This is a genomic window from Paraburkholderia sp. C35, assembly GCF_003121405.1.
GTDB lineage: Bacteria > Pseudomonadota > Gammaproteobacteria > Burkholderiales > Burkholderiaceae > Paraburkholderia.
This window is the reverse complement of the sequence record NZ_QBUY01000005.1, coordinates 79206-94647: the sequence shown is the minus strand read 5'-3', so window position 1 is coordinate 94647 and position 15442 is coordinate 79206. Positions and strand designations below refer to the sequence as shown.

Below are 15442 nucleotides of genomic sequence, written 5' to 3'. Positions count from 1 at the left end.
TTTCGAATACTTCAGATCGCTCGCCACGACCGCCTTTACAGGGCCCGGCTATCAAGCCGGGCCCACTTTTTATCGGCTACAAATAAGCAACTGCGACGTCACACCATTTCAGCACGACGGCTTTACTGATAGAAATTGAGCGTCAACATCGCGGAGCGACCCGGCGCCCACGTCGCGTAGATCGGATAAGCCGTCGAGTAATACTCGCGATCAAAGATGTTGTTGACGTTCAGTTGCAGGTCAATAGACTTGGTCACGTGATAGGCTGCCACCGCGTCGAATCGCGCATAGCCCGGCGTCCACTTGCGTACCGTCGATGACACCGATGCATACGTCTTGCTCGCGACCGTCGCACCACCGCCGATGGAGAACTTCGGCGTCACGTTGTAGTAGGTCCACAGCGTGAAGTTGTGCTTGGGCACCATCACCATCGGCAGCCCCGATGCTGATGCATTCGCTGCGCCGGCATCGACCGTAATCGCGTCGAGATATGAGTAGCCGCCGAAGACGCTCCAGCTTCCCGTCAGATTTCCCGCTGCGCCGACTTCGACACCGCGCACACGCTGATGGCCTGCGTTCACCGTACCGCCGAGCCCATCGCTAACGCGTGCATTCGTTTTGTCTGTCTGGAACAACGCGGCATTCAGCGACAGGCGGTCCATCGCGTCCCACTTCACACCGACTTCGATATTGCGACTACGTTCGGGAGAGAGATCCTGATTCGTCGTAGTGATCTGGTCAGTGCCGCCGCCAAGTCCCGAGTTCGCACCAGGCGGATTCGCCGACGTGCCGTACGACGTATAAAGACTCACGGAGCGAATCGGTTTATAGACGAGACCGACCTGATAGCTGAACAGGTTCGAATCATTGGAGAGATCGGGTACACCTGCCTGCGTCGCCGTCACGTCGAACCGATCGAAACGCACACCGGCGTTGAAAAGCCACTGATCGGTAATCTTCACGCTGTCGAACAGATACGCCGATGCGACGTTGGTCTGCGTATGTGTGGCAGGTCCCGGAAAGCTCTTGTCGCCGTTCAGGAAAGCGTGCCCTGTCCATGGGTTGTCGGGGTTCCAGTTGTTCACCGGCGCGCAGTTGAATGTGACCGTACATGGACCACCCGACCGGATGTTATTGCCCGCACTGTCGGTGACGAGATAGCCTTCGTACAGGCTCTTTTCGTGGCTGAATTCGACGCCGCCCGTCATTGTGTGCTGCATGCCGAACAACGTCGCCTTGCCCGTCAGTTCGGTCTGGTTGGCGATGCTGTTGGTCGCATACTTGCCGCTCTTCGCCTGCAGGCTGAGGATATTCGACGTGGCATTCAGCAACTGCGGATTGGTCGCGATGTAGTCGAGCGTCGAACGCCCGAACATCGTGGTGTTCTTCAGCTTGAGGTTATCGTTGAAGCGATGCTCGACACGGATCTCGCCCGTGTCGGTCTGCGCATAGCGGTAATCGCGCGTGTTCAGGCCATAAAACTGACCACGGTTGCTGCTGATCGGCGTGCCGCCCGTCGAACGGAATGGCACGCTGAAATCCGGCATGTCGTACGTGTTCAGGTGGTAGTAGCTCAGCGTGACGGTCGTCGGGCTGTTCAGTCCGAAGGCGACCGACGGCGCTACGCCCCATCGCTTGCTGTAAATATCGGTACGTCCTGCCTGATCCGAGTCATGTCCCATCACGTTCAGGCGCACGGCGGCGTTGTCGCCCAGCTTGCGATTTGCGTCCAGTGTGATGCGCTTGTAGCTGTCGGTGCCCACGCCGACGCTGCCGTTAATGAAGTCCTCGTACTTCGGCATTTTCGTTTCGATGTCGATGCTGCCACCGACAGCGCCCCGCCCCGCATAGACCGAGTCCGGACCCTTCACCACGGTGATGCTCTCGACGTCGAACGTTTCGCGGTTTTGCACGCCCGAATCGCGCATGCCATCGACGAAGATCGAATTGCGCGATTCAAAGCCGCGGATCACGGGGCGATCCGCCGACGGATTCGCGGCCGCGTCTCCGCCCAGGAACGTGATGCCGGGGACCGTCTTCAGCGCGTCGGCAAATGTCGTCGCGTTGGTCTGCTTGATCAGTTCTTCGGGAATCACCGTGATCGAGCGCGGTGTGTCGAGTAACGGCGCGGTGAACTTGTACGAGGGCGCAGTCTTCGTCTGCATGTCAGACGGCGAACTTGCCTCGACGGTCACGGCGGGAAGCGTAGCGCCATCGCCTGTGGACGCTTTTTCCGTTGAATTCGTTTGTGCGAATGACGGCGAAGAGGCTAGAAAGCTGGCGCAATAGACGGCACCGACGGACGCGAGCAGACGCGCCCGCGTCTTGAACAGAGCGGACATAGAGGATCGGAACGAAGTGGATGTGGCGCCAGAAGTACAGGCGCAAAGCGACTGCACCGGATCGCGGCGCAGACTCGCAAATGCAAACGAGTCGCATTTACTAGAGCGAAGCGAAGTGTAATATTTCTTTACGAATGTGTAAACATGTATTTAATTCCCTTACTTCGGGCGCGGGGCGTGTCACGGGAAAGTGCGCGTTAGAACAATGCGCTGTACACAGCTGCGCTCGTGGTTTTCGATCGTGCGTTCAGCGGTTGAAACACCGGAGCATTTCCCGAATGAACGTCAAGACTTCCGATCGAGAAGCGCAGTCTCGACTTCAGGTTGATCGCGCGTTTGCGCCAGAATCGGCTTCAGAAATCCAAGGTTGCCGAGGCGTTAGCCGGTGCATAGATGTTCGACAGGATTGCGGTTACGGAATCCACGATTCCTAAACGGACAGTTAGCCGAAATTCACCGCAAAATCTCCCAGAAGACCTGTCGATTTTCGATCATCAGCTTCGTCGTCCGTGTATCCCCACCTAAAGGAGCGAATATGAAATATCTCGGCCTGGCTTACTTCACCCCGGAAAAACTCGCCGCAATGTCGCCAGACGACGTCAAGGAATTGAGGAGCCAATGCCCCGCTTTGGACCAGCAGATGCAGGCTACCGGCAAGGTTCTGATTTCCGCGTCACTTGGCGATCTGGAAAACTGGAGGACGCTGCACCCGCGCGGCGGCAAGACACATGTCACCGACGGACCCTACACGGAGTCGAAGGAAGTCGTAGGTGGCCTGTTCGTCATCGAGGCAGACAGCAGTGATGAGGCGTTGCGCATCGCCTCGATGCACCCGGCGGCTACGCTCGGCGAAGCAGGCGGATGGGCCGTTGAGCTTATCCCTTTAGATTTCTATCTCGCCCGATAAGCGCGTGTAAGCTGATCTGGCGAACTCCTTGGCGAGACTCTGCACCGAGAATGGTGGGACCGAGGTTGCGCAGGGTCGGCGCCAGCCGCACGACGAGCAACGTGGCGCCGTGTCGATTGCTGATCAACCAGTTGCGTGGCCGGCCACTGTTCAAGTCACAGCCAGCAGCTACGTCACTCCCGCGCAACCGACAACCTGAACTGCTGCGGCGTCATCCCCGTTACCCGACGAAACATCGCTCCAAAAGTACGTGCATCCGTATAACCAAGCTCATCCGCAATAGCAGTCACGTCAGCGCCCACAGCAAGCCGCGACATCGCATCCGTCACGCGCAATTGCTCGCGCCACTGACCAAATGTCATCCCCGTTTCCTGGCGAAACAATCGCGCGACGGTTCTCCCGCTTGCGCCGACCTGTTCCGCCCAGTATTCGAGCGATTCGTTGTTCCGCGGCTCGGCGATCAGACTTTCGCACACGCGCCGCAGACGTGCGTTCGCGGGCAACGGCAACTGACTTTCGGATGCTTGCGCAAACGCATGCCGGATCAATCGCAAGATCAGCGGCACAAGCAATGTTCCACGCGTGTCTTCCGGGTCGTCGAGAACGGGATCGAACATGCCGAGTATCGATGCATGTAACAGCGCCTCCACTTTCAGCGCCCGACACTCGTATGCCAGTTCAGGCAGCGCTTCGGGCTGGATATAGAGCGTACGCATCGACACCTCGCCCACCATGTGCAACGCATGCTCGACGGCAGACCCGATCAGCAGCGATTGTCCGGGCGTGAGCATCCACAGGCCGAACGGCGTCACGACACGCACGATGCCGCCCGTCGCGTACACGAGTTGCGCGCGGTGATGAACATGCGCTATCTCGTGGCTGCCGTCCGCGTAATCGATCGACTGCGCGATCAGCACGGCCGATGCGCGCGCCGCGCCGAAGGTTTGCACATTGGGTCGATTCATGTCTCTTTCAGATCCTGATTGGTATAGTCCGTCATCAATCCGGACGTTTATGACCCAATTGACGCCTAGGTTGTCCGGACAGATTCGTTATCCACCGATTATATTAGCGGCAGTGACGCATTCAGCAGTCACTTACCTTGTTGTCCCCACCCCGGTTTTCGTCCCATAGCCGTCGCACAAGAACGGCTCGATATTTTTTACGCTTTTACTGTCAATCATTCTCATTTACATTTACGCGACGGAGAGACCATGATGAGCGCAGGGGTGCGCAATTCGACTGCCTTCACAATGCTGCTTTGCCTGCTGGGCGGGACTTCCGCGGTCTACGCGCAGTCGACGGACACGCCCGCTTCCAGCAACGGAGCGCAGTTGCCCGACGTCAAGGTAAGCGCGCAGCGGGATAATCCCGCCGTCGGCGCCGCTGACGGTTATGTGCCGGTTACGGCAACGACGGCCACTAAAACGGACACGCCGCTGATCGAGACACCGCAATCGGTGTCGGTCGTCACACGTGCCCAGATGACCGACCAGAACGTCCAGAGCGTGCCCGAAGCGTTGCGCTACACGGCAGGTGTGGTGTCCGAGATTCGCGGCGGGTCGGCTGCGGGCGCGCCGTACCTGTTCAGCCGCGGCTTCTACCTCGAACAGTTTCTCGACGGCTCGCGTCTGCCAAGCGATGTCGGCTTCGGTTACGCGATTCCGAGCTTTGATCCGTACGGACTCGAACGCATCGACGTGTTGCATGGCCCCTCTTCCGTGCTGTATGGACAGGCCAATCCCGGCGGCGTGGCGAACCTCGTCAGCAAACAGCCGACCACGACGCCCGTCCACGAAGTGTTCTTCACGACGGGCAGCCACAATCGCGTGGAAGGCGGCTTCGATCTGGGCGGTGCGCTGACACCGGACGGCACGTTGTCGTATCGCCTGACGGCTTCCGCCACCGACGTCGACACGCAGGTCAACGACACGAAGCAGAAGCACGTCTACATCGCGCCCGCGATCACGTGGAAGCCCGATCAGGACACGACGCTCACCGTGCTCGCGAAGTACCAGCGCGACCCTGATGTCGGCTACTACAACTTCGTGCCCGCGCTCGGCAGCCTGTACGACACACCGAACGGCAAGATCTCGTCGCACACCAATCTCGGCGATCCGAACTTCGATTCGCATTCGAAGACGCAGGCGTCGATTGGCTACGAGTTCGAGCATCGTTTCAATCCTGTCTGGACCTTCCGCCAGAATCTGCGCTACACCTATGTGCGCGACGATTTCTCGAACATATTCGCGAACGGCTTTGCATCGGGTTCGGACACGGAACTCAACCGCTACTCGTTCTTCAACGACGAAAGCGCGAAGTTCTTTACCGTCGACAATCAGGCGCAAGCGAAATTTTCGACGGGCCCGGTCTCGCACACGGTACTGACCGGCTTTGACTATCAACGCGTGCTGTATCGCGAGACGGTGGGTCTCGGCGCCGCGCCGCAACTGAATCCGTTTGCACCCGTCTACCAGCCGATTGCGACGCCCGCAGCGTTCTCCGATGACAACATCCGCATGAAGCAGTTCGGCGTGTACGCGCAGGATCAGATCGCGTGGGGCAACTGGCGGTTCCTGATTGGCGGCCGCGAAGACTGGGCATCGGCCGATGACAACAATCCGCTCACGCAATCGGTCACGTCGCAGTCCGAGCGCGCGTTCACGTGGCGCGCGGGCCTCGTCTATCTGTTCGACAACGGCTTTGCGCCTTACGCGAGTTTTGCGAAATCGTTCGATCCGCAGGCCGGCGTGCTGGCCGACGGCTCGGCGGCCAAGCCGACCACGGCGCGGCAGTACGAAGTCGGCGTCAAATACCAGCCGCCCGGCTACAACAGCTTCATCACCGCATCGGCATTCGATCTCACCGAGCGCAACGTGCTGACTTCGGATCTTGCGGATCCCGGCTGCAGCGATCAGGCGGGCCAGGTACGCGCACGCGGCTTCGAGCTGGAGGGCCATGCGAGCCTGACCGACAACCTGAACATCGTGGCGTCGTACACGTATCTGAGCAACATCACGACCGAGTCGAACGACACGACGACCACCATCGACGGCGCCACGACCTCGCTGCAAGGCAAGTCGCCGTGGGGCATTCCGCGCAATCTTGCGTCGGCGTGGCTGGATTACACGCTGCATGGTGGGACGTTACGCGGCCTTGGATTCAGCGGCGGGGTGCGCTATCTCGGCGCGAGCTACGACCAGTCGAATTCGATCCGCGTGCCGTCCGTGACGCTCATCGATGCAGCGATTCACTACGACACGGGTACGCACTGGCTGTTCTCCGTGAACGGCACGAACCTGTTCAACCGGCGATACGTGTCGACCTGCTTCAGCGCGGCGGCGTGCACGTACGGCGACGGAGTCGAAGTGCTCGCGACGGCGCGGTATCGCTGGTAAATGCGAGGGATCGACATGCAGAACGCACGCATTATCAATGCACGACCAACGGCCGGAACGCACATGGCGGCAGATGGAGCCATTCAAATTCAGCCCTTGTTCGACCTGGATGGCGCGTCGTTCGATGTCGATGGCCGCACGCTGTTGCATCCTGTGTCGCTCACCTTGCGGGCGGGATGCATCACGGCGCTCATCGGCCATAACGGTTCAGGCAAGAGCACGCTGATCAAACTGCTCGCGCATCAGCAAACGGCCACACGCGGCGCGGTGCGCTTTGGCGGCATCGATCTCGCGAAGTGGCCCGCGCGTGCCTTCGCGCGTGAAGTCGCCTATCTGCCGCAACAGACACCCGCCGCGACGGGCCTCACCGTGCGCGAACTGGTCGCGCTCGGGCGCTATCCCTGGCACGGTGCGCTCGGCCGTCTGCGCGACGACGATCGCACGATGATCGACACAGCGCTGAACTTCACGGATACCACGCGCTTTGCCACGCAACTGGTCGATCATCTGTCGGGTGGCGAACGGCAACGCGTCTGGCTGGCGATGCTGCTGGCGCAGCGCGCCACCTGTCTGTTACTCGACGAGCCGACCTCCGCGCTCGACATCGCTCATCAGATCGACATGCTCAAGCTGCTGCGCAGGCTCGCTGACGAGCAGCGTCTGAGCGTCGTCATCGTGCTGCACGACATCAATCTGGCCGCGCGCTTCTGCGATGAACTCATCGCACTGCACAGCGGACATCTGCTGACTACCGGGACGCCGCAGCAGATGATGCAGCCGGGCGTGCTCGAATCGATCTACGGCATACCGATGGACATCGTCACCAGTCCGCACGACGGCCGCCGTCTCGCGGTTGCACGCTGACATGAAACGACGCGCATTACTGCTGTCGGCGTTGTCCTGGTCCGCATATGCTGTTTCGGGCGGCGCGCGGGCCGACGCCCGTCGACGCACGCCACGTCTCGTCGTGCTCGACTGGGGCTTGATCGAGACGCTGCTCGCACTCGGCGTGCAGCCCGTCGGCGTGGCGGAAGGACAAGACTACGACGCGAGCGTCGTCAGTCCGCTGCTGCCGCACGACGTTGCCGACGTCGGTCTGCGTCTCGCACCGAGTCTGGAGATGATCCAGCAACTCGCACCCGACGCCATTCTCATCAACTCGAGTCAGGAATCGCAGCGCGCGCTGCTGGAACGCATCGCGCCCGTGCGCGCGTTCACGATTTATTCCGATGCAGGCGCACCGTTCGATCGTTCGGTGAAGGTGACGCGCGAACTCGGCACGTTATGCGGCTGCGAGGCCGCGGCGGAAGCGCTGATCGCACGCACGCAGACAGCACTCACCACCGACCGCGCGCGGCTTGCGGCGCATTGCGCGAGTCACGACGCGAGCGCCATGCGGCCGGTCTATATCATCCGTTTCTTCGATGCACGTCATATCGGCGTGTACGGCGCGCGCAGCCTGTTCCAGGACGTACTGGACCGGCTCGGCGTGCGCAACGCCTGGCACGGCGCGACGGACTACTGGGGCATCGCGGTCGCAGGTATAGAAAAGCTCTCGAACCCATCCGATGCCGATGTGCTGACCATCGGGCCATTGGCAGCGGGCGTCGGCGGATTGCTCGCGTCGAATCGCCTGTGGCATGCGTTGCCCGCCGTCGAAGCGGGTCGCGTCGCTAACCTGCCGCCCTTCTGGGGCTTCGGCATGTTGCCGTCGGCCGCGCGCTTCAGCCGCGTGCTTACCGATGCGCTATTGCAGATGCCACACGCGTGCGATACCGGCGGCGACAAGACATGACGGCCCTCCAGCAATCTCACGACACCGCTGCAACGGACACCTCGTCGCACGCCATCGCGCCTCGAGCGAAGCTGGGCGCGCTGCCTGTCACGCTGGTCTCGCTGGCATTCATCGCCGCGCTCGGACTAACGGCCTTCAATTTCGCCGCCATCGTGCCGCCGTCGCAATGGGTGAACGCGATCTTCACGCCGTCGCCGCATGCTATCGAGCAACTCGTCGCGCACGATAGCTGGTTGCCGCGTCTGATCGTCGCGTGGCTTGCGGGTGCGTTACTCGGACTGACGGGCACCGTTTTTCAGCAGGTATTGCGCAATCCGCTTGCTGAACCGACGACGCTCGGCGTCTCCGCAGGCGCACAACTCGCGCTGACGACAGCGACATTGTGGGCGCCCGCGTGGCTTGCGGGCATGCCGCAATGGATCGCGCTGGCGGGCGCGCTCGCGGCTGCGCTGGCCGTGCTGGCGCTTGCATGGCGCAGCGAGCTTGCGCCCGTCACGACGGCCGTCGCAGGTCTCGTCGTGACGCTGTATTGCGGCTCGTTCGGCATTGCGTTGCAGATGTTTCATGCGCCCTATCTGCGCGGGATGTTCATCTGGGGCGGCGGTTCGCTCGCGCAGAACGACTGGCATGCGGTGACGCTGCTCGCGTGGTGGCTCGTCGGCGGTGCGCTGTTGTGTTGTGTCCTGCTACGACCACTGACACTCTTCTCACTCGACGACACCAATGCGCGCGGCCTCGGCCTGTCGCTGCGGCGCACGCGCGTCGCTGCGCTGATGCTCGCCGTCGTGTTGAGTGCGATCGTAGTCAGCGCGGTCGGCGTGATCGGTTTCATTGGACTCGTCGCGCCCGCATTGGCGCGGCTCGCGGGCGCACGACGTCTGGCGCAGCGCGTGTGGGTGGCGCCATTGTTCGGCGCCCTCCTGTTGTGGCTCACCGATCAGGCCGTGCAGCCGTTGTCGGGTGCACTCGGTGACCTTATCCCGGCGGGCGCGGCGAGCGCACTGTTCGGCGCCCCGCTGATGCTGGTGCTGCTGATGCGAATGCGCCGCGCGCATTGGCCCGATACGCGCACTGAGGTATTCGCGCATGCGCTCAGGGACGTGAATCTGCCGCGCCGTTTTGTGCTGCTGACGCTGCTGTGTGTACTTGCCTTCGCGCTCGCACTCGATGCAGGACGCGGCGCGCAAGGCTGGCATCTGTTGTCATCCGATGCACTACAGGGCGTGTTGCGCTGGCGCGCGCCGCGCGCGATTGCGGCGCTGTCCGCAGGCGTAATGCTGGCTGTCGCCGGCACGCTGATGCAGCGGCTCACAGGTAATCCGCTTGCGAGTCCGGAGCTGACGGGCGTATCGGCAGGTGCTGCGCTCGGCATGATCGCGCTGCTGCTCGCCGCGCCTGCAGCTGGTCATGCACTACGTCTGTCTGCGACAGCGGCAGGCGCATTCGGCACACTGCTCGCGATTCTCTGGTTCGCGAGGCGCTCGGCCTTCGCGGCAGACCGCGTACTGCTCGCAGGCATCGCAATCGGCGCGCTGTTTCAGGCGGTTTCGGGAATAGTGATCGCTTGCGGCGGCGATCGTGCGGTCGTGCTGCTGTCGTGGCTCGCAGGTTCGACCTATTCGATCACATCCGATGATGCGCTGCATGCCGTCGCGCTCTGCGTCGTGCTGTGCGCGCTCACGCCATTCACTGCACGCTGGCTCACGGTGTTGCCGCTCGGCGAACCCGTTGCGCGCGCACTGGGCGTCGACACGCGTCACGCGCGCCCCCTTCTCTTTCTGCTGATCGCGTTGCACACGGCGGCGGCGACGCTGATCGTCGGGCCGCTGTCATTCGTCGGCCTCACCGCGCCGCACTTCGCGCGGCTCGCAGGCGCACGCCGCCCGCTCGCGCAGATCGCGCTGGCAGCGCCCATCGGCGCGCTGATGATGGTCGTCGCCGACTGGCTCGGCCGCGAACTGCTGCTGCCGCGTGAACTGCCTGCCGGCCTAGTGGCGACGTTGATCGGTGCGCCGTGGCTGATGTGGCTGCTCGCACGCCGTCGGTGACCGACACCCACAATAATCGAGGACACACACCATGCTCGCAGACCTGCTGCCGCTATTGCGACGGCTGTGGCCCATCACCGTACTGTCGACGCTGATGGGCGCAGCCAGCGGCGCGGCCACCGCCGCGCTGCTCGCCATCGCCAATCATGCGCTGCACGAAGGCCCGGGCGCGCGTCCGGCGTTGCTATGGGCATTCGCCGGCTTGTGCGCGCTGGCGCTGACTGGTGAGGTGATCTCCGACATCGGCAACAACATTGTCGGTCAGCGAGTGATCGCGGCGCTGCGCCGCAGCGTGTGCGCGAAGATTCTCGTGGCGCCCATCTCGGCCATCGAACAGATGCGCAGCCAGCGCCTCATCACACTGCTGAATCAGGACATCGATACGATCAGCGGCTTTTCGTTCATGTTTTCGAGCCTCGCGATTGCGACGGCGACCATAGCAGGCTGTCTGGTGTATCTGCTCGTGCTCTCGCCTGCCATGCTGGCGATCGCGCTGGTTGCGCTCGCAATCGGTTCCGTCGTGCAGTCGCTTGCGCGACGCATTGGAATCCGTCGATTCGGCGAGGCGCGTGAGGCCGAAGACCGCTTGCAGCAGAACTACCGCGCGATGACGGACGGCGCGAAGGAACTGCGTATCAATGGTGCGCGCCGACGGTTGCTGTATCGCGAGCACCTGTCGGGCTCCATCGACGCGATCTACCGTCTGCGCGTGCGCGCCGCCAATGTGTTCGTCAGCGCCAATGCGTTTGGCTCGCTGCTGTTCTTCATGGTCGTCGGGCTGGTTCTGGTGTGGCAACTGACCAGCAGCGTCGCGGATCGGCAGGTCGTCACCGGTTTTGTTCTGGTGCTGCTGTACATGAAAGGCCCGATTCAGGAGATCGTCGGTGCGTTGCCCTCGATCGGACGTGCACAGGTGGCGTGGAAACGCGTCGTGCAGATGTCCGAGCGCTTTCAGAGTGGCGAATCCGCATTGCTCGATGAACCGTCTCGCGCGGGCGACAACGCCGTCGCACCGGTCGAATCGCTCGCGTGGCGCGACGTGCGGTTTCAGTTCGCCTCTACGCAAGATGACGGCCCGGCGCAAACGCACCCGCAAAAAGGCTTCGCGCTCGGCCCTCTCTCGCTGACTGTGCGGCGCGGCGAGACCGTGTTCATCGTTGGCGAGAACGGTTGTGGCAAGACTACACTCGTCAAACTGCTGCTCGCACTTTACGAGCTACAGCACGGCGACTTGCTGATGAACGGCGCGCCCGTTCGCGACGATCAGCGCGAGAGGTATCGACAGCTGTTTTCAGCGGTGTTTTCCGATTACTACCTGTTCGATACGCTGCCGGCCAGCGATGCGGAAGCAGAAACCAAAGCGCGGCATTATCTGGAGCGGCTCGAAATTGCTCACAAGGTATCCGTGATCAACGGCGCATTTTCGACGACCGATCTTTCCACGGGACAACGTAAGCGCCTTGCGCTCGTGCATGCGTATCTGGAGCGCAGGCCGGTGATCGTGCTCGATGAATGGGCTGCAGACCAGGATCCTACGTTCAGGCGGATTTTCTACACGGAGATACTTCCGGACCTCAAGCGCCAGGGCAAGACGCTAATCGTCATTTCTCACGACGATCGCTTTTTCTCTGCGGCCGATCGCTGCTTACGGATGGAAGATGGGCATATCGTCGAAGAGTTTCGTGTGTTGAAGAGTGAGGTGGATGGGCGTTTATCTGGAAGTAGCGCTGTAATGATGCCGCCGGGGTGAATCACCGGGCAATATCGTCGAGCGCAAGCCCGGTAGTCCGCGGGCCGAACAGCGCGACTGCAATCACCACGATTGCCATAGCCGCACCAATGAACGCAAACACACCGCCGACACCAAATTCGCGCAGAAAGAACGCAATGAAGAAGCCCACGAAAATCGACGACAGCCGGCTCCATGAATAGACAAAACCCACCGCACCTGCCCGCATGCGTGTCGGAAACAGTTCAGCCTGGTACGTATGCACGATGGTCGAGAGCCAATTGACGACCAGTGTCTGCGCGATGCCGACGGCAATCAGCCACGCCGGCGCCTTCAGCATCGAAAAGATCACACCGATCACCGCGACTGATATCGCGCTCCAGACAAGCTGCCATTTCCGCTCGAAACGATCGGCAACCAGCATGACGACGAACGGCGCAATCGGATACAGCAGCACGATGAGAAACGTGTATTCGAGGCTGCGCGTGACCATGATGCCCTTCGCGATGAGCAGCGTCGGAATCCAGCTGACGAAACCGTAATAGCCGATGGTCTGAAAGAAATTCACCACGACAAGCATGAGCGTGCGGCGGCGATACTGTGGGCTGAAGGCTTCGCGCAGGGTGCCTTTCTGCTCTTCCACTTCGGGTGTGTCGTCAGGCGCGGGCAGCTCCTTGCCATATTCGTTGCGCACGCGGTATTCGATCATCTGCATCACGCGCTCCGCTTCCTCGACGCGGCCTTTCTGCGCAAGCCAGCGCGGCGAGTCCGGCAGGCGAAGCTGCAGATACCAGACGAGCAGCGCACCCGCCGACCCGATCGCGATCACCCAGCGCCATCCGTCGAATCCCAGCGGCGCGATGGGGACCAGCACCCACGCGAGAAACGCGATCAACGGTGCGCATATCTGCGCAACGCCGTACACGAGTCCGAAGGCCATGCCGCGAGCGTGACGCGGCGTCAACTCGGAAACGTAGGAATCGATCGTCACGTATTGCACGCCCACACCGATACCGCAAATGAGACGCCACACGTTGAGGCCGAGCGCGGTGTCCTGAAACGCGATGACAATGGTCGCAACGCAGTACCACAGCATCGACGCGGCAAAGACGCGACGTCGACCGAAACGGTCGGCAAGACTCCCGAAGACGATCGTACCGATGAACAGACCGATAAATAGCGATGCAAGAAAGCCTGCAAGGCCGTTCATTGCGAAAAACGTGGGCGTGGTCGGCGTGAGAATGCCTGCGTGAAAGAGGCCTGGCGCGATATAGCCCGCGAAGTAAACATCATAGAGTTCGAAGAATCCACCGAGCGCAACGAGCGTCAGCAACTTCCACATGGTCGCTGTCATTGGCAACCGGTCGAAGCGCGCGGTCACGGCACCCGCCGTGATGGGACGTGACGGATAGTCTGCCCGTTCAGACGCGCCGATGACGTCGGCGCCGATCGCCCTGTTTGGCGTACTCATCGTGTCTTCCTCCTGTGCGGCCTGTCTCGCGGGTCGCTGGGTATGCAGCCCACATCGACGCGGGCAGTCATGTCGGGATGCTAATTATTTTCGTTCGAGGTGGAAAAGTCGGAGACAGCAGCGTCGCATCTTCTGATGCTCGCGCTTGCAGCTCCCCACCCGGCCGTCAGTCCCTTACAGTAGACCCAGTCTAGTGACGCGCGAGATCGCCCACAATACTTGATCGTTGAATCAACTTCGCTTTGTATGCCTGCCCGTGCGAGCCGCGCTGCGATGATCTGCGCGCGCAACAAAAACGGCCCGCAAGGGCCGTGGCCGAACCGGGTGCAATCAGGCACTGATCACACGCAAATCACGCGCGAATCATGAAGACGATTGCACAGACAACAGCGTACCGCCGGCGGGCAGCAGATCTGCCGCATCGTCCGGGGCGGGAGGCGTTTGCAGATAATCGGCGCGCGGGCGGATCAACGCGCCGGACTCGCGCTGTTCGACGATATGGGCGACCCATCCCGCCGTCCGACTGATGATAAACAGCGAGAACGCGCTGCGTGGCGGCAGGCCCAATGCGATCGTGAGCAGCGTCAAACCGATTTCGAGACTCGGCAGACAACCGTGCTTCGCCGCAATATCGAGCGCGGCATACAGCGGTTCGACCGACGCATGACGTCCCTCGAGCCGGCGCGCTGCGTCGATCAGATAGCGAGCCCGCGGATCGCCATCGGGATACAAAGGATGATTGAACCCGGGCAGATTCCGGTGTGCCGCATAGTGCTCTTCGAACAGCCGCCGTGCCTGTGCCGGTGTTTTGCACGCACGCAGCAGGTCTTCCGTGGCTTCGTACGAGCGCGCAGAGGTGAGGCCCGTTTGCGTCAGGATGGCCGCTGCCACGCATTCACCGACGTCGGCTCCCGCCGACGCGGCAATCCGCGCGACGAAGGTGGCCTGCGCGAGTTCGTGATCGGCACACAGCACGAGGGCGGCATCAAGTGCGGCGACGTGTTCGGGCGAAGCCGTGCCGCCCAGTATGGCCAGCAAGGTCGCGGCGAGGCCTCCCCTGTGCTTGCGCGGCACCGTAGCCACTGCCGGATCGTGAGGCCGGCGCAGGTGAACAAGACAGTGCGCCATCGTCGCGATCATGCGGGTCGCTGCGGCAAACTGCAGCTCTGGCGTTCGTTCGCCGCGCAAGTGCTCACTGCCGAAGCGCAACGCGATGTCGGCGAAGAAACGCACGAGTTCACGCCGGGGCTGCATGCCCGCGACGCCCGGCCACGCATCGGCAAAACGCAGCGTCCGCGTGCAGGGTTGCCATGGCAGTTGGAGCGCGCCGTCGGCATCCCACAAAGCTTTCACGACCGTTTCGAACGAGCGCCCCTCGCGGACCAGTTCGAGCGCGGCCACGCCGCGATAGCGTGGCCCCTGTGCAGTGATTTCGGTGAGCGTGCTGGAGATGATGGGTTCGCCCCAGCGCATCGCAGCGGCCGCCACGGGAGCGTGGCCGCTGCGTGCATCGGCACGCGACTTCATGCGTTCGACGTCGTGGCGCGCGTACAGTCGGCGACCGTTGTCCCCCTGCGGCACGCTGCGGATCAGGCCGCGGCTGACGTAGGCATACAGCGTCTGCAGCTTGATCTGCAACAGCGCGAGTGTTTCGGCTCGGGTCAGATAGTCGCCGAGCGCTTGCACGGAGACTGCCGCGCCGTCTTGTCGGTTGCGTTGCACCTCGGTCTCCTTGCCGGCGACGGGACGCCG

General features: G+C 62.0%; 10 protein-coding genes. 6 read left to right on the top strand and 4 right to left on the bottom strand.

Translation table 11 applies throughout. The annotated features are described in order from the left end of the window. Nucleotides 1-122: 122 nt before the first annotated feature. Nucleotides 123-2342, bottom strand: coding sequence for a TonB-dependent siderophore receptor (locus tag DK391_RS04940; RefSeq protein WP_109476873.1), 2220 nt, complete (start codon nt 2340-2342; stop codon nt 123-125). A gap of 535 nt (nt 2343-2877) precedes the next feature. On the opposite strand from DK391_RS04940, the gene DK391_RS04935 reads away from it, so the two are divergent. Further along, complete coding sequence (locus tag DK391_RS04935) at nt 2878-3249, top strand: YciI family protein (RefSeq protein WP_109476872.1); 372 nt, start codon at nt 2878-2880, stop codon at nt 3247-3249. A gap of 173 nt (nt 3250-3422) precedes the next feature. Here the strand turns inward: DK391_RS04935 and DK391_RS04930 are convergent, their stop codons facing one another. Continuing rightward, the gene (locus tag DK391_RS04930; RefSeq protein ID WP_109476871.1) at nt 3423-4214 is read right to left on the bottom strand and encodes a helix-turn-helix transcriptional regulator; all 792 of its coding nucleotides are present in this window, start codon (nt 4212-4214) and stop codon (nt 3423-3425) included. A 249-nt stretch (nt 4215-4463) separates the two neighbouring features. Between DK391_RS04930 and DK391_RS04925 the strand changes: the two genes are divergently transcribed. The 5 genes from DK391_RS04925 to DK391_RS04905 all read left to right on the top strand — a co-directional run bounded on the left by DK391_RS04925 (nt 4464) and on the right by DK391_RS04905 (nt 12240). Further along, complete coding sequence (locus DK391_RS04925) at nt 4464-6647, top strand: TonB-dependent siderophore receptor (RefSeq protein ID WP_239482704.1); 2184 nt, start codon at nt 4464-4466, stop codon at nt 6645-6647. 63 nt (nt 6648-6710) lie between these two features. Next, a complete protein-coding gene (locus DK391_RS04920; protein WP_109476980.1) occupies nt 6711-7511 on the top strand; it encodes an ATP-binding cassette domain-containing protein in 801 nt (266 codons plus the stop codon). Between the two features lies 1 nt (nt 7512). After that, a complete protein-coding gene (locus DK391_RS04915; protein ID WP_109476870.1) occupies nt 7513-8442 on the top strand; it encodes an ABC transporter substrate-binding protein in 930 nt (309 codons plus the stop codon). Further along, nucleotides 8439-10490 (top strand): Fe(3+)-hydroxamate ABC transporter permease FhuB, encoded by a 2052-nt coding sequence (gene fhuB / locus DK391_RS04910; protein ID WP_109476869.1) that lies wholly within the window; start codon nt 8439-8441, stop codon nt 10488-10490. The genes DK391_RS04915 and fhuB overlap by 4 nt, the downstream gene beginning before the upstream one ends. 31 nt (nt 10491-10521) lie before the next feature. Continuing rightward, complete coding sequence (locus DK391_RS04905; RefSeq protein ID WP_109476868.1) at nt 10522-12240, top strand: cyclic peptide export ABC transporter; 1719 nt, start codon at nt 10522-10524, stop codon at nt 12238-12240. A gap of 1 nt (nt 12241) precedes the next feature. On the opposite strand, the gene DK391_RS04900 is transcribed toward DK391_RS04905, so the two are convergent. Further along, entirely contained in the window at nt 12242-13690 is a 1449-nt protein-coding gene (locus DK391_RS04900) for an MFS transporter (RefSeq protein ID WP_109476867.1), read from the bottom strand. 363 nt (nt 13691-14053) lie between these two features. After that, entirely contained in the window at nt 14054-15412 is a 1359-nt protein-coding gene (locus DK391_RS04895) for a citrate/2-methylcitrate synthase (RefSeq protein WP_109476979.1), read from the bottom strand. Between the last annotated feature and the right edge of the window lie 30 nt (nt 15413-15442).